The 22,006-nt window shown below is 65.5% G+C and carries 15 protein-coding genes; 8 read left to right on the forward strand and 7 right to left on the reverse strand.

The window, feature by feature from the left end; all coding sequences use genetic code 11:
* The first annotated feature begins 104 nt into the window (after positions 1-104).
* The 7 genes from ACSU1L_RS13115 to ACSU1L_RS13145 are packed head-to-tail and all read left to right on the forward strand — an operon-like array spanning position 105 to position 7,738.
* A complete protein-coding gene (locus ACSU1L_RS13115; protein WP_438253223.1) occupies positions 105-1,046 on the forward strand; it encodes a carbohydrate ABC transporter permease in 942 nt (313 codons plus the stop codon).
* A complete protein-coding gene (locus ACSU1L_RS13120) occupies positions 1,036-1,947 on the forward strand; it encodes a carbohydrate ABC transporter permease (protein WP_438253222.1) in 912 nt (303 codons plus the stop codon). The genes ACSU1L_RS13115 and ACSU1L_RS13120 overlap by 11 nt, the downstream gene beginning before the upstream one ends.
* Positions 1,948-1,963: 16 nt before the next feature.
* On the forward strand, positions 1,964-3,313 hold the full coding sequence (locus tag ACSU1L_RS13125; protein WP_438253221.1) for a Gfo/Idh/MocA family protein: 1,350 nt from the start codon (positions 1,964-1,966) through the stop codon (positions 3,311-3,313).
* 8 nt (positions 3,314-3,321) lie between these two features.
* A complete protein-coding gene (locus tag ACSU1L_RS13130; protein ID WP_438253220.1) occupies positions 3,322-4,296 on the forward strand; it encodes an NAD-dependent epimerase/dehydratase family protein in 975 nt (324 codons plus the stop codon).
* On the forward strand, positions 4,289-5,200 hold the full coding sequence (locus ACSU1L_RS13135) for a 5-dehydro-4-deoxyglucarate dehydratase (protein ID WP_438253219.1): 912 nt from the start codon (positions 4,289-4,291) through the stop codon (positions 5,198-5,200). The genes ACSU1L_RS13130 and ACSU1L_RS13135 overlap by 8 nt, the downstream gene beginning before the upstream one ends.
* Positions 5,197-6,270, forward strand: coding sequence for a mandelate racemase/muconate lactonizing enzyme family protein (locus tag ACSU1L_RS13140; protein ID WP_438253218.1), 1,074 nt, complete (start codon positions 5,197-5,199; stop codon positions 6,268-6,270). The genes ACSU1L_RS13135 and ACSU1L_RS13140 overlap by 4 nt, the downstream gene beginning before the upstream one ends.
* A 13-nt stretch (positions 6,271-6,283) precedes the next feature.
* Complete coding sequence (locus tag ACSU1L_RS13145; RefSeq protein WP_438253688.1) at positions 6,284-7,738, forward strand: aldehyde dehydrogenase (NADP(+)); 1,455 nt, start codon at positions 6,284-6,286, stop codon at positions 7,736-7,738.
* 213 nt (positions 7,739-7,951) lie between these two features.
* On the opposite strand, the gene ACSU1L_RS13150 is transcribed toward ACSU1L_RS13145, so the two are convergent.
* The 6 genes from ACSU1L_RS13150 to ACSU1L_RS13175 all read right to left on the reverse strand — a co-directional run bounded on the left by ACSU1L_RS13150 (position 7,952) and on the right by ACSU1L_RS13175 (position 16,333).
* Positions 7,952-9,115, reverse strand: coding sequence for an ROK family protein (locus ACSU1L_RS13150; RefSeq protein ID WP_438253217.1), 1,164 nt, complete (start codon positions 9,113-9,115; stop codon positions 7,952-7,954).
* A 73-nt stretch (positions 9,116-9,188) separates the two neighbouring features.
* Positions 9,189-10,745, reverse strand: a complete 1,557-nt coding sequence (locus ACSU1L_RS13155) for a family 43 glycosylhydrolase (RefSeq protein ID WP_438253216.1) — start codon at positions 10,743-10,745, stop codon at positions 9,189-9,191.
* A complete protein-coding gene (locus ACSU1L_RS13160; protein WP_439256093.1) occupies positions 10,745-13,078 on the reverse strand; it encodes a beta-glucosidase in 2,334 nt (777 codons plus the stop codon). Before ACSU1L_RS13160 ends, ACSU1L_RS13155 begins: the two co-directional genes overlap by 1 nt.
* A 50-nt stretch (positions 13,079-13,128) precedes the next feature.
* A complete protein-coding gene (locus ACSU1L_RS13165) occupies positions 13,129-14,019 on the reverse strand; it encodes a carbohydrate ABC transporter permease (protein ID WP_438253214.1) in 891 nt (296 codons plus the stop codon).
* Positions 14,016-15,026: a carbohydrate ABC transporter permease gene (locus ACSU1L_RS13170; protein WP_438253213.1), complete on the reverse strand. Its 1,011-nt coding sequence runs from the start codon at positions 15,024-15,026 to the stop codon at positions 14,016-14,018. The genes ACSU1L_RS13165 and ACSU1L_RS13170 overlap by 4 nt, the downstream gene beginning before the upstream one ends.
* A gap of 8 nt (positions 15,027-15,034) precedes the next feature.
* Positions 15,035-16,333, reverse strand: a complete 1,299-nt coding sequence (locus ACSU1L_RS13175) for an ABC transporter substrate-binding protein (RefSeq protein WP_438253212.1) — start codon at positions 16,331-16,333, stop codon at positions 15,035-15,037.
* Between the two features lie 162 nt (positions 16,334-16,495).
* Here ACSU1L_RS13175 and ACSU1L_RS13180 point away from each other — a divergent pair, with 162 nt between their 5' ends.
* Positions 16,496-17,530, forward strand: a complete 1,035-nt coding sequence (locus ACSU1L_RS13180; RefSeq protein WP_438253211.1) for a LacI family DNA-binding transcriptional regulator — start codon at positions 16,496-16,498, stop codon at positions 17,528-17,530.
* Positions 17,531-17,551: 21 nt separating this feature from the next.
* Here ACSU1L_RS13180 and ACSU1L_RS13185 read toward each other — a convergent pair whose 3' ends face one another.
* Positions 17,552-21,820 (reverse strand): endo-1,4-beta-xylanase, encoded by a 4,269-nt coding sequence (locus ACSU1L_RS13185; RefSeq protein WP_439256096.1) that lies wholly within the window; start codon positions 21,818-21,820, stop codon positions 17,552-17,554.
* Positions 21,821-22,006 lie beyond the last annotated feature (186 nt).

Here is a 22,006-nt window from a genome sequence, read left to right on the forward strand (position 1 = left end):
AATCGACGTGGACACGTCAATAATCAGAACACTCGTGAAACCGCTTTCTCGAAGGTGAGCCCGTCGGCTGCCATCGACAGGCACGGATCAGACAAGGAGGTCACGTGAGCAGTCTCGGAGAACTACGCACGATAACGCGTTCACGTCGCGCCACGGGGGCGCGCGTCAAAGAGAAATACCCGGATGGCAAGGCGGCATGGGTCTTCATGCTCCCCTGGCTGATCGGCATGCTGTGCCTGACCATCGGTCCGATCGTTGCGTCACTGTACCTGTCGTTCACCGACTACAACCTGCTGCAGCCGCCCATCTGGTCAGGCCTGAACAACATCGTCGAGATGTTCAACGACCCGCGCTTCTGGAACTCGTTCCGCGTGACCGTCGTCTACGTCTTCGTCAGCGTTCCCCTGCTGCTCGCACTCGCACTGGGGCTGGCCGTTCTGCTCGATAAGGGCCTGCGAGGCTTGTCGTTCTACCGCTCGATCTTCTACCTTCCCTCGCTGCTGGGCGGCTCCGTCGCGGTCGCAATCCTGTGGCGTCAGGTGTTCGGCAAGGACGGCATCGTCAACGGGTTCCTCGCCTGGTTCGGCATCGACGGTCCCGGCTGGATCGGCCACCCCGACTTTGCTCTCGGCACGCTGATCGTGCTGAACATCTGGACTTTCGGCTCCCCCATGGTGATCTTCCTCGCCGGGCTCCGCCAGATTCCGGAGATGTACTACGAGGCGGCGTCGATGGACGGTGCCGGCAGAATCCGCCAGTTCTTCGCCATCACGTTCCCGCTGCTGACCCCGGTGATCTTCTTCAACCTGGTGTTGCAGATCATCTTCTCCTTCCAGTCCTTCACACAGGCCTATGTCGTCTCCGGCGGCACCGGTGGGCCGAGTGATTCGACGATGTTCTTCACGCTTCTGCTGTACAAGGAAGCCTTCACCGAGCTCAACATGGGATACGCCTCGGCGATGTCCTGGTTCCTGCTCGTGGTGATCGCAGCCTTCACAGCGTTCAACTTCTGGCTCTCGAAGTATTGGGTGTTCTATGACGACTGAAACCGAGACCCTGCTGCGCCCGCCCTCTTCGTCACGCCGGCGACGCGAGACGGCAGGCCGACGCCGAGCCGGCGGCCGCTCACTTCGCGCGCTCGGCAAGCACGCGATGCTCATCATCATCTCGGTGGTGATGCTCTACCCGCTGATCTGGCTGGTGGTGTCGAGCCTCAAACCCAATGACCAGATCTTCCGTGATCTGAGCATCTTCACCGCCGATCTGACGTTCGAGAACTACCAGAACGGCTGGACCGACCTCCAGCATCCATTCGGGGTATTCCTGATCAACTCCTCGATCATCGCCTTCGGCGCGATCCTGGGAAACCTGCTGTCCTGCTCGATGGCCGCCTACGCCTTCGCGAGACTGCGCTTCCGCGGCCGAAACTTCGCCTTTGTGCTGATGCTCGGCTCGATCATGCTCCCGTTCCAGGTGCTGCTGGTGCCCCAGTTCGTGATCTTCAAAGAGCTCGGCTGGCTGAATACGTTCCTTCCGCTGATCGCGCCGAAGTTCCTGGCGACCGAGGCCTTCTTCATCTTCTTGATGGTGCAGTTCATCCGCGGACTTCCCAAGGAGCTGTTCGAAGCTGCCCGTGTCGACGGGGCCGGCCACTTCCGCAGCTATTTCCAGATCACGCTTCCCCTGATCGTGCCCTCGTTGGCGACCACCGCCATCTTCACGTTCATCTGGACGTGGGGCGACTTCTTCGGTCCGCTGATCTATGTGCGACTGCCAGAGCTATTCCCGGCTTCGCTCGCCCTGAAGGGCTTCCTCGATGCCCAATCAAGCTCGGACTACGGCTCGATGTTCGCCATGAGTGTCGTCTCACTGATCCCCCTGTTCCTCATCTTCCTGTTCGGCCAGCGGTTCCTCATCAAGGGCGCCGCGACCTCAGGCATCAAGTGATCGAAAGGATCAGAAGATGACCCGCCTCCGCTATGCACTCGTCGGCTCCGGCTCACGCGCGCAGATGTACCTCGACGCGCTCGCAACCACACACGCGGACGTAGCCGAGCTCGTCGCTTGGACCGACACCAACCCCGGACGCCAGGACTGGTCGCTGGCGCAGCATCCGGAATTGGGCACACCAGCGCGCTTTGCGCCGGATGCTCTCGCCGATGCCGTCCGCGAGCATCGCATCGACCGCGTGATCATCAGCTCCCCCGATTTCACGCACGCGGATCACATCGTGACAGCGCTGGATGCCGGTGCCGATGTCGTGGTTGAGAAGCCGCTCACGATCGATGAAGCGGGCGTGCGGCGTATCGCCGAGGCCGCAGAGCGAACCGGACGTGAGGTGACAATCACCTTCAACTACCGCTATTCACCGCGCAACAGTGCACTGAAGCAGCTGATCGATTCCGGTGAGATCGGGGCGGTCACCAGCGTGCACTTCGAGTGGGTGCTGGACACCGCGCACGGCGCCGACTACTTCCGGCGCTGGCACCGCGAGAAGGACCGCTCCGGCGGGCTTCTGATCCACAAGGCCAGCCACCACTTCGACCTGGTGAACTGGTGGATCAACGACACCCCCACGCGCGTGTTCGCCTCCGGTGGGCTGCGGTTCTACGGCGCCGAGAACGCCCAGAAACGCGGGCTGGGTCCGCGTCCTGAGCGCGGGACGACCGATTCGCCGTTGCGCGATCAGTTCAGCCTCGACCTGCGCACGGACCCCACGTGGAGCGGGCTCTACCTCGAGCAAGAGCAGCACGACGGCTACCTGCGCGATCGCGACGTCTTCGACGCCGGCATCACCATCGAGGACAACCTCTCACTCGTCGTCGACTACGCCGGCGGCAGCACGATGTCGTACTCCCTGAACGCCCACGCCCCCTGGGAGGGGTACACGGTCGCCGTCAATGGAACCCGTGGCCGTGCGGAGCTGACCGTCATCGAACGCGGCTCCGTGCTCGTCGACGAGCAGGGCCGCACCGTCGTTGACCCGAGTGCACGTCCCGACCTCGTGCGCGACGATTCGGCGCGCCCGGTATCGGAACGGCTCGTCGTGCAGCGGCACTTCGAGACCGCTCGCGAAGTGCCTATCGCGGAGGCCGAGGGCGGACACGGTGGTGGCGATGCGATGCTGCTGCGCGATGTGTTCCTCGGCGCGCAGCCGGACCCGCTGGGACGCACCGCGGATTGGACTGACGGGGTACGCAGCATGGTCGTGGGTCTTGCCGGTAACCGGTCCCTCGCTGACGAGCGCGCTGTGCGCATCAGCGACCTGGAACTGGGCAGCGCCGGTGCCGCTGCCGCAGGCATCCAAGAATGAGCTCTGCCATGAATACGGAACTGCATCCCGGCCTGCATCCTGGCGCGCGCGTGCTCGTCACCGGCGGCGCCGGGCGACTCGGCCGCAGCGTTGTCCGCGAACTCGCCGCAGCGGGGTACGACGTGGTGAGCGTCGACCGCACGCGCAGTGATGCGCTGGAGACGCCGCAGATCGCCATCGATCTGCTGGACGCGGTGGCCACGCACGATACGTTCGTCGAGATCGCGCCGGATGCTGTGGTGCATCTTGCCGCGATCGCCGTTCCCGGCTCACTCCCGGACGCCGAGGTGTTCCAAATCAACACGCGCCTCGCCTGGAACGTGCTGGAAGCGACGATCGCCGCCCAGGCGAAGGCGCTGCTGGTCGCATCGAGTCCGACCGTGATCGGCTACGGATCCCCCGAGGGCTGGCGTCCGTCGTACCTTCCGCTCGACGAGGATCATCCCCTCGCCCCCTGGAACGGCTATGCCGTATCGAAGGTGGCCATCGAGCAGATCGTACAGATGGCGGTGCGCCGCTACGGCCGCAGTGTCCGCTTCGGCGTGTTCCGACCGTGTTACGTGATCGCCCCCGAGGAATGGCAGGGCGAGCGCACCCAGCAGGGCCACACGGTCGCCGAGCGGCTGGCCGACCCAGGACTGTCGGCCGTCGCCCTGTTCAACTACGTGGATGCCCGAGACGCCGGTGACTTCGTGGGTGCCTGGTTGCAGCACACCGACGGGGTGCCCAACGGCGAGGTGTTCTTCGTGACCGCTTCGGATGCCCTCGTGCAGAACCCGACAGCGCCATCGCTGGCGCAGTTAATTCCGGAGACAGCGGATGCCGCAGCATCCGTCTCCGGACGCGCCGGAGTCTTCTCCGGAGCCCGCGCAAAGCAGCTGCTCGGCTGGACCGCCCGCCGCACGTGGCGAAGCGAACTCCGCCAACCCGAACTATCCACGCCGCAATCTCTCCCCGACGACCAGGAGGCCTCTCATGTCTGAGCTGACCATTCCCGACCGCGTTCTCTTCTTCCCCGTCACCGCGTTCGACGACGACGATCGAGTGGATGCCGATCTCGTCGAGCAGCATGTTTCCGAGCGGGTCGACCACATGCCCGGTGCGGTGTTCTCCGCGTGCGGGACGGGCGAATTCCACGCCCTCTCCGCATCTGAATATGCCGTTACGGTCGCGGCGGCCGTCCGAGGTGCTGCCGGCCGGGTTCCGGTGCTCGCCGGCAGTGGTGGTGCCCTCGGCCATGCCCTGGAGTGCGCGCGCAGTGCGCAGGAAGCCGGCGCTGAGGGTCTGCTCGTCATGCCGCCGTACCTCGTGCAGGGTCCACAGGCAGGACTGGTCGCCTACGTCGAGCGGATCGCCGCGGAAACCGACCTGCCGCTGATCGTCTACCACCGCGGTGCGGCGCAGTTCACTCCGGCATCCATCACCACCCTGCTGGGCAATGACCGGGTGATCGGCGTCAAGGATGGCGTCGGTGATCTGGCGCTCGCGCAGCGCTTCGTGCGCGATGCCGCATCCCTGGCCGATGAGCCGCTGTTCTTCAACGGACTGCTGACCGCGGAGATGACGCAGGCCGCCTACAGCGCGATCGGCGTTCCGCTGTACTCGTCTGCCGTATTCGCGATGGCACCTGATATCTCGGTCGCCTTCTTCCAGGCCCTGCGCGGTGATGATCTTCAGATGCAGCAGGCACTGCTCGACGGGTTCTTCGCCCCGCTGATCGAACTGCGCGATGAGACGCCGGGCTTTGCGGTGGCGCTGGTCAAGGCCGGGGTCCGGTTGGGCGGTCTGCCGGTGGGATCGGTACGCGCTCCGCTCGTTGATCCGACGGCGGAGCAGGTCGGCCGGCTCGAGCGCCTACTCGAAACTGGGCGTGAGTTGATCGCATGATCGGCGGCGACACCACTGTCGAACGTGTCGAGACGCGTTCGCTACGCATCGCGTTGCAGCGACCGTGGGGATCAGACGTCACCGAGATCCGAGTGATCGTCGTCACGGTGCACACCATCGACGGGCGGACCGGTCACGGGTTCTCGTGGACTCCCTCCATCGGCAGCAGTGCGGTTCGAGCCATGATCGACGACGACCTCGCCCCGTTCCTCATCGGACGGCCCGCGTCACCTGCGGTGTGGGATCAGGCGTGGGCGCATCTGCATGAAGCGGGTGGTGGCGGAATCACCACGATCGCGCTGGCCGGGGTCGACCTTGCGCTGTGGGATCTGCAGGCTCGGAGCAGTGGATGCTCCGTCACCACGCTGCTCGGACGCCGGCATGACCGGCTCGCCGCCTACGGCAGCGGCGTGAATCTGCACTACCCGATCGATGAACTCGTCGCCCAGGTGCGGCGCTGGGTTGACCGCGGCTATTCGGCGGTAAAGATCAAGGTCGGAAAGCCCGACCTTGCGGACGACCTCGAGCGCGTAGCGGCGGTGCGCGAGGTACTCGGCCCCCACCGCCAGTTGTTCATCGATGCGAACCAGCGTTGGGATCTCGACAGCGCCAGTCGCGCGATCGTCGCCCTGCAGGCCCATGACATCGGCTGGATCGAAGAGCCCCTGCGCGCAGACGACCTCGCCGCGCACATCGAGCTGCGCAAGCGAATCGACGTGCCCATCGCTGTCGGCGAGAATCTACACACCGTGCACCGGTTCCGTGATTTTCTGGATGCCGGCGTCGTGGACATCGCGCAGCCGAACATCATCCGCGTCGGAGGCATCACCCCGTTCCTGCGCATCGCTGAGCTCGTGCGCGAATACGATGCCCAGCTCGCTCCGCACCTGCTGCCGGAGCTGTCGGCACAGGTCGCGTTCACGCTCCCCGAGACGTGCTGGATCGAGGATGTCGAGGATGCCGGCTTCGCCGACCTCGGCGTCCTCACGGCTCCGAGCGGGATTCAGGTGCACGACGGGTGGGCCACGGGGGAAGCATCCGTCGGCCTGGGAATGAACTTCAAGAGATAGGGCGATCACGATGATGACGAATCCGCAGAATTTGACCGACGACACCACCCTCGACGAGGTGCAGCACGCCGCGGAAGCCGCGGCGAGCGCCTTCGCTGTCATGTCACGCTCTGACGAGCCGACCCGTGCCACATGGCTGCGGGCGATCGCGGACCGGCTCGATGCTGAAGCGGATGAACTCACGGCGATTGCGAACGAGGAAACGGCGCTCGGGCTCCCCCGTCTCACCGGAGAGTTCGCCCGCACCACCGCACAGCTGCGGCTGTTCGCGTCGGTCGTGGAAGAGGGGTCCTATCTCGAAGCGGCAATCGATCATCCGAATCCGACGGCGACGCCGCCCATTCCGGACCTGCGCCGAATCCTGCGCCCCATCGGGCCGGTCGCTGTGTTCGCAGCATCCAACTTCCCGTTTGCGTTCTCCGTCGCCGGCGGCGACACGGCATCGAGCCTCGCTGTCGGATGCCCGGTTCTCTTAAAAGCGCATCCGGGGCATCCGCGCACATCCGTCGCCACCGCGGCGGCCGTCGCCGATGCGCTCGCCACAGCGGGAGCACCTGCCGGGGCGTTCTCGCTGATCACCGGCTTCGATGCCGGTCTCGCACTCGCCAGTCACCCGGCCGTGCGCGCAGTCGCCTTCACTGGATCAGTGCGCGGCGGTCGTGCTCTGCTCGATCACGTGACCGCCCGGCCGGAGCCAATCCCGTTCTACGGTGAGCTCGGAGCGGTGAACCCAGTCGTCATCACCGCTGCGGCAGCCGCGGCCCGCAGCGATGAACTGGCAGCAGGGCTCGCTGATTCCTTCCAACTGGGAGTCGGGCAGTTCTGCACGAAACCCGGGCTGGTCTTCGTGCCGGCGGGATCATCCCTCCCCCAGCAGCTCGCGGAACTCCTGCGTGCACAGCCGCGCATGCTCACCCCCACGATTGCTGAAGGCTTCGCCCACCGGCTAAGCAGCATCAGTGCTGTGCCCGGCGTGGACATCATCGCGTCTGACGCCAGCGGGCCGACCGTCGCGGTGACGGATGCGGCGACCCTTCTCGGGCACGCAGATCAACTGCTGGAAGAGGTCTTCGGCCCGTTCACCCTGCTGGTGCGCATCGACGAGAGTGATGACCTCACCGCGGTGCTGCGCGCACTGCCGGGAACACTTACGGCAACTGTGCATCACGAACCCGCCGAAGACGTCGAGGAGCTCGTCTCTGCACTGAGCGATATCGCCGGGCGAGTGCTGTTCAACGGCTGGCCCACCGGAGTGGCAGTGAGCTGGGCGCAGCACCACGGCGGGCCCTGGCCCTCGACGAACACGCAGTTCACGTCGGTCGGCGCAGCCGCGGTTCGTCGTTTTCAGCGACCGATCGTGTTCCAGAACGCTCCGGAGCAGGTACTGCCCCGTGCCCTGCACGAGCAGAATCCGCTGCGCATCCCCCGGCGCGTCGACGGTGTGCTCACGGTTGCCGACTCGGTGTAACTCGCGCTGGCCCTATCCGCCCGCGGTGCTGCCTGACCGCACTCCCGACACTGACCCCCACCCTGCGCCCCAACCACGCGCCCCGACACTGTTCCGGTCGCAATTGGTGCTGCTCTGAAGCCGTTTTAACAGCGTCATTTGCGACCGGAGCAGGGTCGGCGCGGGAGGTGGTGACCCGGCACGGGGAGGTGGTGACCCGCGCGGGCCGCGCGGTCACCCGAACGGGTCGGCCAGCAGCCTGGCGAACGCCGTTTCCGCGGCGCCGATCAGCAAACGGTCGGCGCCGAGGTCGGCGGAGTGGATCACGAGGCCCTCGGCCGGAGCAGCCAGTGCGCGCTCACGCACCGCGAGGTCGAATGCGTCAGGGTCGTGGTCGCGCAGCATCGGCAGGAATCCGCCGAGCACCACGATCGACGGGTTGAGCACGTTGACGGCATTGGCGAGGGTGACCGCAAGCACGCGTCGTTGCCTCTGCACCTCGGCGATGAGCTCGTCATCGTCCGATTCGGCGAGCGCTCGTGCGAGTTGGGTGTCATCAGCGGCGCTGAGACCGGCAGCATGCACGAGCCGTGCCCTGTTGACTTCGTCTTCGAGCACGCCGTCAACGCTGATCCGATCGGCTTCCGTGCCGATGCCGGGGTAAGTCTGCCCCCATTCCCCGGCGTAGCCGCCTGCCCCCGAGATGAGGGTTCCGTTCAGGATGAGCCCACCGCCGATGCCACTGGCACCGCCGTTGAGGTAGACGACATCGCGATGCTCACGTGCCGCGCCGAACAGCTTCTCGGCGCGAGCACCCAGCGAAGCGTCGTTGTCAACGATGACGGGCGCGTCGAGCGCTGCCGCCAGCGGTGTGGTGATGTCCTCATCGCGCCAGCCCAGGTGCGGGGCGAGCCCGACGACGCCATCGGATGCCCGCACGAGCCCGGGAACCGCAACGCCGATCCCGACCAGTCGGCAGCCCCGCAGAGAGTTCTGCTGCCACTCCTGTATGACCCGAACGGCGATGGCCACGGCATCCGCGGCACTGGGCACACTGTCCAGCGGCACGCGCGTGCGCTCCCGGAGCCCGCCGCCCAGGCTGACTGCTCCGATCTCGATCGCATCGACCTCCGGGTTGATGCCGATCGCTGTCACGTCGGGGTTGGCGCTGACGACGGGGCTCGGGCGCCCGACACGGCGAGTGGGATCAGGGTTCTGCTCCACCACCAGCCCCGCCGCAGCCAAGCCGGTGACGAGGTCGGCGACCGTCGAACGGTTGAGTCCGGTCTCTGCGGTGATTCGCGCCCGCGAGCGCGGACCCTCCTGATGGACGAGACGCAGCACCTCGCCGAGGTTCTTTCTGCGCACGCCTTCGATCCCGGATGCCCGATCCGCCATGTCTCTCCTCAACGCACGCGATTTGTTGTTCCTGTCACGATATCCGCAGGAACGTCGATCGGATGCCGGATGCTCAGCGCGGCGTGTATTCGAATCGACGCACGTTCAGCACTGTGCTCGTCATGGCCCCGTTGCTCGTGCCGTAGACACCGAACCACAGACCCAGAAATCCGCCCGTGGCCACGGTGTCGAGCGTGCGCCCGTCGGCAACGGCGACAGCCACCACTTCACCGCTGGGAACAGTCACCGCGAACGCATATTCCTGTTCCCGGACGCTCAGTGTCAGATCGAGTCCCGCTGAGGGCGAAGCATCCACGATCGTCTCACCAAGAAGCGTCTCCGCTCCCGCCTGGCGATGCATCACCGCGACGCGGGTGCCGTGCGCCACGGCGCTCAGTGACATTCGCACCTGGTCGTTCTCGGACTGCCGGACGATGAGCCCGACTTCTTCGCCGCCCCGAAGATCGGATGACAGCGTCGTCACGACATCGACATCACGATGCTGCTGACGCACACCGAGGAACGCTGAGACCGTGGCGTCGACGGGTGTCGAGGTGCGCAGTGGCAACTCCCACCCGTCGCCCTCCGGGTGCGCGATCTGCGCAGGCAGCGCCCTGGCCGATGTCCAGCGCGGGTCATCGGCGGCAACCACCCCGGAGGCGGCACCCTGCATCACGCCCCGCGTCTGCTCGGACGCGAACGGCACATCCACCGACCAGGGAACACGTCCCTGCCCCGGCGCGAACACCGGCCAACCGTCCTCCCACGACACCGGAACGAGAAAGCACTCCCGGCCGAGGTTGTAGTGATAGCCGCCGTAGGGGCGCATCGCCAGCAGAACCGACCACCAGCTGCCATCGATCGCCTGTACGAGATCCGCATGCCCGACGCCGACGATGTCAGAACCGCGCCCCAGGTGACGGTGCGTAAGCACGGGGTTGCCCCTGTTACCGATGTAGGGCCCGGTCACTGTCTCTGCCCGCGCAACCGACAGCGCGTGATGGAACTCAGTGCCCGCCTCAGAAGCCAACAGGTAGTAGGTCCCGTCGATCTTGTACAGGTGCGGCCCCTCCGCCCAGACGGCGCCGAGCACCGCGCCATGCCAGAGGATGTGTTCCTCACCGACCAGCGTCATGCTCTCGCGGTCCAGCTCGCGCAACCACACCTCAGTCTGGTGATGCCACTGAGGTTCAGCGGCGAGACGGGTACCGTGCATCCAGATCCGGCCATCATCATCGAAGAAGATCGAGGGATCGATACCGTCGACATCGAGCCAGACCGGATCCGACCAGGGGCCTGCGGGGTCGGTCGCCGTCACTACGAAGTTGCCGCCGGGCGAACCGTCGTTCTGGCCGACGAGCGTGCACACCAGCCAGAACAGACCGTCATGGAATCGCAGCGTCGGAGCGTACAGGCCGCCGGAGGATCTGACCCCATCCATGTCGAGCATTCCCGGACGGTCGATCACATGACCGATCAGCTCCCAGCTGACCAGGTCACGACTGCGCTGCACGGGAAGACCCGGCTGATATTCGAACGTCGAGGTGACGAGGAAGTACTCCTCCCCGACCCGGCAGATCGTCGGGTCGGGAAAGCACCCCGGCAGAATCGGATTCTGAACAATCGCCATCAACGCGCGAATTCGACGGCGGCGACGTGCACCTCGGCGGTGACAACCCGGCGATCGGACGGCGCGATCACGTGGGCATCGCCCGTGATTTTCAGCGTCGCCCTGGCAGTCGCCGTTCCCGCAGCCTCGCTCGCTGCCGCATCCGCGCCGACCCATACCTCGACCGCGCCCGGCTCGACGATACGCGTCATCGATCGGTCGCTGAAGGCGAACCGCTGCGTCGGCACCGAGAACGACACTGTCGCTGACTCCCCGGCTGCCAGCGTCACGCGCTGGAATCCGAGAAGCTGCACGACCGGCCTCGTCACCGATGCGGTGACATCGTGCCCGTAGAGCTGCACGATATGGTCGCCGACCCGAGTGCCGGTGTTCGTCACCGTCACGGCGGCGCCGAAGGCAGCACCCGCCGCCACTTCCTCGTCGATAGCCAAATCCCCGTAGGAGAACGCGCTGTACGACAGCCCGAATCCGAAGGGGCGCACGGGTGTGGGATCGGTAGAGGTGACTTCGGAGCGGCCACCGAGCGGCGGATGCAGGTAGGTGAACGGCTGTGCGCCGGCTGACCGCGGCAGCGAGATCGGCAGCCGGCCGGAGGGGTTGACGCGTCCAGCGATCACTCCGGCCAACGCGGATGCGCCTTCCTCGCCGGGGAAGAATGACTGCACGACGGCAGCCGGGCGCTTGTCACCGTCGAGTGCCCAGCCGATCGCATACGGGCGTCCGGTGAGCATGACCATGACCACCGGCGTACCCGTGGCCACAACCGCTTCGACGAGCTCGCGCTGCACGCCGGGCAGGTCCAGACTCTCCGAGTCGTTGCCTTCGCCGACCGTGCCGCGACCGAACAGGCCGGCCTGATCTCCCACGACGACAATTGCGACGTCAGCGCCGGCTGCGGCGGCCTCAGCAGCGGCGAAGCCCGACCGGTCATCGCCCTCCACTTCGGAACCCTGCGCATAGACGACGTCGGCATCCACTCCGAACTCTGCGGTAACGCCCTCGAGCACGGTGGGGATCTCGATCCCGATCGGGAACTCCGGGTGGTGGGCGAGCACATGGTTGGCGAAGGAATAGCAGCCCATTAGCGCTTCTGCGCGGTGGGCGTTGGGCCCGATGACGGCAACCCGCGATTTTCCGGCATCCGCACTCATCGGCAGAATGCCGTCATTCGAGAGCAGGACCACCGACTCCTCAGCGAGGCGCCGAGCGACGTCGCGGTGGCGCGGCGAATCCAGATCGATGTTCGTCGGAGCCTCATCCTCGAAGACATCCGGCTCCAGCAGCCCGAGCTCCTCCTTTTGCGCGAGCGCACGCAGCACGGCACGGTCAACGAGGGCCTCATCGAACTGGCCCGCACGGATGCGCTCCGCCAGCGGCGCGAGATACGCGTCACCGGTCGGCAGTTCGATATCGATGCCGGCGGTGAGAGCGGCAGCTGCAGCAGCCCCACGGTCGGCGGCGATGGCGTGCATCACCTCGAGGAACGCGACGGCAAAGTAGTCGGCGACGACGACGCCATCGAACCCCCAGCGCTCACGGAGCAGCTCGGTCAGATACTCCTCGCTCGACCCGAGCGGCACCCCGTCGATCTCCGCGTAGGAGTTCATCACCGAGCGTGCGCCGCCATCAAGCAGCGCCATCTCGAATGGCGGCAGGAAGACGTCTGCGATCTCGCGTGCACCGGCAGAGACAGGAGCATGGTTTCGGCCGGCGCGTGTAGCCGAGTAACCGACGAAGTGCTTCAGCGTCGCATGGATGCCGGTCGCCTGAAGCCCCTGCACGTAGGAGGTGCCCAGCACACCGACGACGTACGGATCCTCAGCGATACACTCATCCACCCGGCCCCAGCGCGGATCGCGAATGACGTCGAGCACCGGCGCGAGGCCCTGGTTGATGCCCAGCTCCCGCATCGATTCACCGATGACAACGGCCATCTCGTGCACGAGCTCCGGATCGAACGACGCTCCCCAGGCCAACGGCGTGGGGAAAGCGGCCGCCTTCCAGACAGCGAGACCTGTCAGGCACTCCTCGTGCACGAGCGCGGGGATCCCCAGACGCGTCTCGCGCTTGAGCCGGCGCTGCTCATCCCACAGCCATGCCGCGCGCTCGTCCGGATCCACCGGCCTCGTGCCATACACGCGGCTGTACTGGCCCAGCCCGTGCTTGGTCACCTCGGCGAGCTGGCCGGCGTCCTTCTGCCCGGCAGCCATCTCGGACTGCATGGGCGCTGCCATACCGTTCTGGTCGAGCCAGTACCCGACGATCTGCGCCAGCTTCTCGTCCAGAGTCATTCGCGCGTGCAGTGCACGGACGCGTTCGGAAACTGCAGGCATTGCGGGAACTCCCGCTGTCGTATTCGACACGGATCTCTCTTTCATTGTGCTCAGCCCTTGACTGCCCCGGTGAGTCCGCCGACGATACGGCGCTCGAACAGACTGAAGAACACCAGTGCGGGCACCATCGACAGCGACGTGTACGCGAGCACACGCGCGGTGTCGACGGAGTACTGCGAGGCGAAGTTCTGCACGCCCAGTGGGAGCGTGAACAGACTGGAGTCGTTGAGGATGAACAGCGGCAGCATGTAGCCATTCCACGAGCCGACGAAGGCCAGGATGCCGACGGTGACGACGCCGGGCAGACTCAGCGGGATCACCATTCGCCAGAAGAACCCGAGACGGGACGCGCCGTCAATGGATGCTGCCTCCTCGAGCTCCTTCGGGATCGCTCGCAGGAACGGTACGAGGATGATGATCGTCGTCGGCAGGGCGAAGGCGATCTGCGGCAGGATGATGCCGGCCAGACTGTTGACCAGTCCGAGGTTGCGGATCAGAAGATACAGCGGCGTGATCGCGACCGTGATCGGGAACATCAGACCCGCGGCGAACAGCGAGTACATCACGCCCCGGCCGCCGAAGTCGTAGCGGGCGATCACGTAACTGGCCATCAGGCCCAGCAACACCGCACCGAGGGTGGTTCCGACGGCGGCGATGGTCGAGTTGATCATCGCTGTCCAGAACTCCGAGCTGGCCAGCACGTCGCCATAGTTGGCGATCTGCCAGGGCGCCGGGAACCCGGACGGGTCCAGCGTGATCTGGGAGTTCGTGCGGAACCCGCCGACGATGATGTACAGCACCGGTGTGATGCAGATCGTGATCAGCACGATCGCGATCAGGTAGATGCCGGGGCTCCCCCAGCGGACCTTCGGCGACCGTCGCCGGCCGCGCGGTCCAGAGGGCTGGACGAGCACGGAAGTGGGCAAGCTCTCGGTGGTCATTTGCGCTTCCTTCCGCTTTCTCCGGTCACGGCGCCCTGTGTGTCACGACGCAGCACGAAGCGCTGGTAGACGAGGGCGATCACCAGGGAGATGAGGAACAGCATCACGGCGACGGCGTTTCCGTAGCCGTAGCTGCCAGCGAGGTGTCCGTTCTGGTACATGTATGTCGCCATCGTGGATGTGCCGGCGGTCGCAGCGATGTACTGGCCCCAGATGATGTTGACGAGGTCGAACAGCTGCAGCGAACCAATGATGGACAGGAACGCCCAGATGCGCAGGGTCGGCCCGAGCAGCGGCAGCGTGATGTGCCACTGGATTTTCCAGAAGCTGGCGCCGTCGATGGCCGCAGCCTCGTAGAGCTCCTCCGGGATCGACTGCATGCCGGCAAGCATCAGGATCACGGCGAAGCCGATGTACTTCCAGGTGATGATGACCATCAGCGTCCATATGGCAATGGACGGGTCTGCCAGCCAGGACTGCTGGAACTCGCCCAGACCCCACTTCTCCAGCAGGGAGTTCACAGCGCCCGCATCCTGCATCATCAGGCTCCACCCGATACCGACGATGACCTCAGAGATCACGTACGGCATGAAGATGAGCACGCGGATGATGGAGCGGCCGCGGATCTTCTGGTTCAGCAGCAGCGCGAACAGGATCGCAACCGGCCCCTGCATGATCAGCGAGAGAACCACGATGACGAAGTTGTGCGTCACCGCCTCGCGGAACGTGTCGTCCTGCCAGATCAGGATGTAGTTATCCAGTCCGACGAACTCGGTCGGCCAGCCGAAGCCGTTCCATTTGAAGAAGCCGTAGAACGCCGCCATCATCACCGGGAAGATGACGAAGCCGACGAAGACGATCAGAGCGGGGCCCGAGAGAAGCGCGATCTCGCCGCGCTTGCGCCAGTCGACGCGTCGCGGTCGACGCACTGGGGCCGACGAGTTGTCGGCCCCAGCACGAACGTTCTTCTCAGGCACGGCGACCGCCGCCACCTGGGTTTCGATCATCGCCCCGATCAGCCTCTCGCCGCAGCGGTGGTGATCTGCTCCACGAGCTTGTCGGGGGTGCCCTGACCGGCGAGCATCTCCACGACGCCGACGTTGAGCGCGTTGCCGACGTTCTGGCCCAGCGCGGTGTCCAGCCACAGCGAGACGTACGGCGCCTGCGCGTATGCCTCCATCAACGGCACCAGTGACGGGTCGGTGACGGCGCCCGTGGCGTCCTGGGAAGCGGGGATGGTCTGGAAGGCCACCGCGTACTTCTCCTGCCACTCGGTTGTCGAGACGAAGTTGAGGAACTCCTCGCACGCTGCGGGCGAGTCGGCTGAACACGAGTAGCCATCGACGCCACCCATCATCGCTCCGGCTCCGCCGTCGCCACCGCTCACCTCAGGGAACGGGAACCAGCCGAGGTCCGGCAGCGGCTGCTCGTCGGCAGTCAGACTCGCGATCACACCGACGTTCCAGGCGCCCATCAGTTCCATGGCTGCCTTGTGGTTCGCCAGCAGTCCGGCGGACGAGTTCGCGCCCTCCTGCGGGGACGTGGTCAAGAAGCCCTGGTTGAACGGCTCGATGCCGGCGAAGTCGGCGAGGTTCTCAGCGGCGGTCAGCCAGCACTCGTCAGTGAAATCGGGATTGGTGGCGAGGCTGGAGACGATGGCCTTGTCGCAGGCACGCAGCGCGAAGAAGTAGTACCAGTGTGCGGCGGGCCAGGCTGCCTTCGCACCGAGAGCGATCGGCGCGATGCCAGCACTCTTGAGCTTGTCGACAGCACCCTCGAGGTCATCCAGGGTCTTGGGCTCTTCGGTGATTCCGGCCTGTTCGAACAGGTCCTTGCTGTAGAAGATGCCGCCGGGGAGCACGGCGCTGGGCATGCCGTAGATCTTGTCGTCGACAGTGAATGCTGCGAACGGCGCTTCGCCGAATGCGGTCTTCACATCGGCGTCGATCAGTCCGGTGAGGTCTTTCACTTTGCCTGCGTCGACGATGTCGGCGAGTTTGCCGCCACCGCGAGCCATGAAGATGTCGGGCATGTCGCCCGAGTTCACGGCGGTCTGGAGTTTGCCGTCCATGTCTTCGTTCTGGATGGAGGTGACCTTGATGGTCACTTCGGGGTTCTCTTCTTTGAAGGCGGCCGCAGCATCGTCCCAGTACTGCTTGCCATCTCCGGTGGTGGAGTTGTGCCACATGGTGAGCGTGACGTCTCCGCCGTCGCTCCCCTGGTCGCCTCCGCCACCTGCACAGCCGGACAGCAGCATCGCAATGCCGGCCCCCAGCGCAACTGCTGTCGCGCCTCGCGTCTTGCGTGTCATCATCAGCCCTTTCGTCATCCTTGACAGATCGTGGGACCGCTCCCTGAGCGGTTCAATTCTTGACATTGCCAGACTCGGCACCGTTTAGTCAATCGATATCGATAACGTTTTCCAAACACCTCGTAAATCCACCCGATCGACCGCTCCGGCGGTTACGATCACGATGTGGACCTTAATATTCGCCCTAGTCGCGCAACGATCACCGATGTCGCACGGGTCGCGGGAGTCTCCGTCTCAACCGTGTCGAAGGTGATCAACGGCAAGGACGGCATCGCCGCCACCACTGCCGCGCACGTCCTCGCCGTCGTCGCGGACCTCGGATACGAGTCTTCCATCGTCGCAAGCAGCCTCCGCCGCGGACGCACTGGCGTCATCGGCGTGCTGCTGGCCGATTTCGAACCGTACTCCACCGAGCTGCTGAAGGGGATCTCTCGGGCAGCCGAGGCGACCGACTATGAACTCCTCGCTTACGCCGGCGGCAATGACAACGGCAAACGCACGAACTGGGAGCGGCGCTCACTGTCCCGCTTGGGCGGAACGCTCATCGACGGTGCGGTGGTCGTGGCACCAACTATGTCGATGACTAACGGCACCAGCATCCCTGTGGTTGCCATCGACCCGCATTCCGGAGCCGAGAGCGTACCGACTGTCGACGGCGACAACATCGGCGGCGCACGCGCGGCGACGGAGCTGCTGATCGGCCTTGGCCACCGTCGCATCGCCCACCTGGGCGGGCGGCCCGGACTCGAATCGTCCCGCTTGCGCCGCGAGGGGTACCTGCAGGCACTCGAGGCAGCAGGCATCCCGGTCCACCCCGCTCTCGACCGGGTCGGAGGCTACCGAGCCGATCTCACCGACGCTCCTGCCCACGAACTGCTGGGACTGCCCGCCGACCAACGCCCGACGGCCATCTTCGCCGCGAACGACCTCTCTGCCCTGCACGTCATGGAGGTCGCGCACGAGTTGGGTCTACGGGTGCCGCACGACCTCTCGATCATCGGATTCGATGACATTCCGGAATCATCGACCAGCTCCCCGCCTCTCACGACAGTGACCCAGCCCCTTCAGTTGATGGGCGCGGAGGCCCTGCGCATCCTCGTCTCCCTCCTCACCGGCGTCACGGTCGAGCAGCAGCATCGACGCCTGCCTGCCAGCCTCACCGTGCGGGAGAGCGTCGCCGCGCCCCCGAGCGTGCGCTGATTCCCCACCTCCGCCTCGGCGTCATCGACGCCCCAGCCGAGCCGGGCGCATGGCCACCAGCATCCCACCGATCACGAGCAGCAGGGCGGCCGCCAATGCGATGCCCCACGGTAGCTGCGCACCGGTGACGGCGAGTTGCCCGGGCGCAACGACCCTGACCTCCGCACTGATCGGTTCGAGCTCCCCGGACGCGATAACCAGGGTGTGTGCACCGAGTGGCAGATCCGCAGGGATCGACACGTCGAAGGCCACCCGACCTGAGGAATCAGCCGCGGAGATGCCGGCGATCTCGATCGGATCGCTGAACAGCGTCGCCGTGATCTGCTGACCGGGCTCCAGACCCGACACGGTCACAGGCAGGGCTCCACCCTGCTCCACGCTGCCGTCGCCGACGTCAACCGTCGCCCAGACGACCACTCCATCCTCGCCCGGATCCCCCGGCTCCGTCGGCGTACCGGGTTCCGTCGGTTCCGACGGTTCCGTCGGCTCCGTCGGCTCCGTCGGCTCCGTCGGCTCCGTCGGCTCGCCCGGCTCGCCCGGCTCGCCCGGCTCTTCGGCCGACACCAGGCGTGCGACGCCCCAGCGTGCGGTGTTCTGGTATCCGGTGCCGGTCGGCTCCGCCCAGGTGTGCACGGCGAAGCGGGCGCCGTCTCGTCCATCATTGACCTGGAAATCCAGTCCATGGAAGGTGTTGAGGCCGCCGAGTGGAACGTCGCTCTGACCGCCAGACTCGCCGACGAGGTCGATCGCGACCTCCACGACATATCCAGTTTCGGTCAGAGCCGTCGCGCTACTGGCCACACGTGCCTGCTGCAGCGCGGCATCGCCCGTGCCGAACGACAGGTCCCCGTCGGTCGTGATCCGGATCTGCGTGTCGTTCGGGCCGTACGTCCCAGCCTTCGTGTTGCCCAGATCGAGAAACACTTCAACGGAATCGCGGTTCCATGCATCACTGTTGCTGTTGTCGACGACCGGATCGGTCACCTCGTACAGCACGTAGAGCTGGTTCCCCTGCCAGAGCGTGCGCACCTGCGCCTGGGCGCCGCTCGCATCCCCCTCGACCGTCCTCGCCGTCTGCGCCACGGCGGCATCTGCCCACACCTCGTCGACGATGCCATCGACCGTCGGGGCAGGCAGCTCCGGGATCTCCAGGTAGGAGAGCGGCTCCAGGAATGTGAGCCGGCCCGTCTCACCGGGCGAATTCCATGCGCCGGCGACCGAGTCGTTGACGATGACACGCACATCGAATTTCGCCGAGGAGCCCTCGACGACCTCGCTGTGCGGCACGTGCACCGCAATGAGATGCTCACCCTCGACAACGGTCTCGATACCGGGGACGGAGTCCGGGGCATCCTTCTGGTAGACGAACTCTTGGTCGCCATAGGTGAACTCGACACGGTCTGGGGCGACCGTGCTACGAACCAGAACGGTCAGGTGGTCATCGCTCCAGCGCGATTGGAACCCACCCACGTCTCCGGTCAGCACGTTCTCTGGCAGGTTCTGCCATTCGATCGCGCCCGCGAATCCATCGGTCAGCGCGATGTCACCGGCGAACACGTTCGCGGTCGTGATCAGCGCCGGCAGGCCATCCGGATCATCGATGACTCCGTAATAGGCGGGCTTGGCCTGCAAACCGGCACCGAACACCAGTGGCTCCTGCTCAGATCGCCATGAGCGGTTGTCGGTGAGACCCCAGATAGTGGCGGCAAACACCTTCTCCGCATCCGGTGCCGCCGCGTCATAGTCACGCAGCAGCCGGAACACATCGCGGTAGAAGTATCCCTGCCGGATCCGGTTAGCCTCTGTGGCCGGGTTGATCGTGACGTCGAGCTCCGTGACTTCCTGCAGCAAGCCGAGGCCGGCGAATCGGTCGAGCGCACCCTGCAGCGACGCGATCGTGGTGTTGATTGAGACGTGGAACTGGTGGCCCACGCCGTCCAATGGCACTCCAGCTGCCAACAGTCTCTTCACGAGGGCCTCATACTGCGCGCCCTTACGATCTTGCTCGGTGTTGTAGTCGTTGATGAAGAGCATCACCGGGCGATCGGTGCCCGACGCTGCGTACGTATTGTTGAAGGCCTCCTCCGCGAGCTCGAAAGCGAGCGGGATGTACTCCTCGCCCAGCACTTGATACCAGCGGCTCGTGCGCAGCCCATCGTCAGTGCTCTGATCCGCCACCACCTCGTTGACGACGTCCCACGCGATAATCGGATTGGTCGATGAGCCGTACAGGCCGTAGTCATCAGAAATCGATCGGGCCACGTTGTCGATGTGGGTCGCAAGACGGTCGCGGAGGATCTGCTTGTCAGCATCGGTGTCGGTCAGTTCGCGTCCGGAGTCATCCTGGAAGAACCAGTCCGGCGTCTGCGAGTGCCACAGCAGCACGTGTCCATACATTCGCAGGTCATTCTGCTGCGAGAAGTCCAGCAGCGCCGTTGCCTCGGCGTTGCGCTGGAAGTCACCGTTCTCGTCGTACCAGGCTTCCACCTTCATGTGGTTCTCAGGCGTGATCTGGTCGAAGTGGTGCAGCAGCAGGTCGGCTGCGGCTCCGCTCGTCTCCCGAGAATCGATCGCGACACCGACCGGGAAGTCCACGGTGTCCTTGATCGGCACCAGGCTGGTGTCGACCGGGTTCGGCTCCGGTACGCTCACGCGCAGCTGATCGACCAGGAACGCCGAGGTATTGCCACTGTCGTAGCGAGCCTCGACATAGAGTTCGGCGGCCGTGTCGTAGGCGGGCACCGTGAACTCACCGGACACGGTGGTCCACACCTCGGCGCTGGCATCCTCGATCTGGAGCAGGTTGGCGTACGAGGCGGACTCGCCCGTGACGGTACGCATCGAGATACTCAGCCCCTGTCCGACGTCTGCGCCCTCGGCGAAGCGCACAGCAGCCTCGAGCAGGTAGGTATTTCCTGGCAGCAGCACGTCAACGACGTCGAACTGGATGCCGTCACCCTCGTGCGTGCGCTCGGAGACCTGTGCGGCGAATGCCGAGTCGTCGGCACCGCCTGGCACGACTGAGATGGTCGGTGCCGATTCGCCCGATCCGGAGCGGGCGAACCATCCATCCAACTCGCCATCGTCGAAGTTCGTGTCGATGAGTGCGCCCGTCTGCTGCGGGGCGGGAGTGCCGAGCGGGAGGGTGAAGACCCAGCCGTCGGCCAGCCGCTCGTCGACGACGGTCGCGACCGCCTGCAGCGACGGTTCGCGGTCACCGCCGCCGTCATGCACGAGCACGATCTCGCCGGGCTTCATCGCGGTGCGCAGATTCTCGGTGAGTACGGCCGGGTCGGTCTCTGCCCAGTCGTTAATCGTGTTGGTGACGGCCAGCGGCTGCATGCCGAGCGAGACAGCGACGGCGGCAGTGGCGCCCCAGCTGCCGTTGGGCGCGCGGAAGAACGGCACCTGTGCGTCAGGGTCGCCGAGCGCCTCGCGAATGATGCGCAGATTCTCGACGAGATCGGTGCGGATGCTGTCGGCATCCCAGGAACCCATGTCCGTGTAGCTCGTGGTGTGGTTACACAGTGTGTGCCCCTCGGCGACGGTGCGCCTGAGCAGATCGGCACCGCCGGGCGCGGTGATGTTCTGGCCGATGACGCAGAACACCGCGTGGATGTCGTTGGCCTTCAGATAATCCAGCAGCGCCGCGGTAGTGGCCCCGTTGGGTCCGTCATCGAAGGTGAGGGCAGAGACGTTCCCGCTGCCGGAGGCGAGACTGACCGGTGTGGTTGTCGGGTCGACGGCGCCGCCAGGGGCGACGTCGGAATCGCCTCCGCCGGGCGCGGGGGCACGCGTGATGAGCACATCGTCAAGATAGAACGATGATGTCGCCGGGTCCACCTCGATGTAGACCTGCGTGTCATCCGCGTCTGCGGTCAACGTGCCGGAGATCGTGGTCCACTCCCCCGCGGGGATCGCCTTGTCGGCGACCCAGTGATAGCCATCCTTGACGAGGAAGCGGGCCTGCGCGGCAGCATCCTGTACCAGCACTCGCGCCGAGAGCGTATACGTCACGCCCTCGGTGAATAGGCCCTCAGGGCTCTGCAGCGTGTGCCACGTCTCGGTGCGGTCGGCCACGCTCAGTACTTGACCCGCGCCTCCGTTCGGGTCGGCGGTGACGGTGAGGGTGGGGTCGCCGCTGGCGAACCAGTCGCCGGTCGTACCGTCCTCGAAATCGACGCTCGAGATGATCTCAGGATCTGCCGCAGCAGCGGAGATAGGGATAAGTGGGGCTGCGATGAGAGCAGTGGCGGCGGAGAATGCCAGCAGGGTTGATCGACGTTGCACGGGGCGCTCCTTTGCGCAGATGATTTGTCGTTGCCCCCAACATATGGAGTAAGCCCCCACCCGTGTCAACCCGTTACCAGAAAGTTACGCGCAGCCCGCCGATAGTTTCGACGGACACCATTGGACACCTTTCGAGCGCCGGAAGCGCTGGACGTGGGTGCCCATCCTGCTATAGGTTGTGAACAG

This window comes from Microbacterium sp. A94 (assembly GCF_051842855.1).
GTDB lineage: Bacteria > Actinomycetota > Actinomycetes > Actinomycetales > Microbacteriaceae > Microbacterium.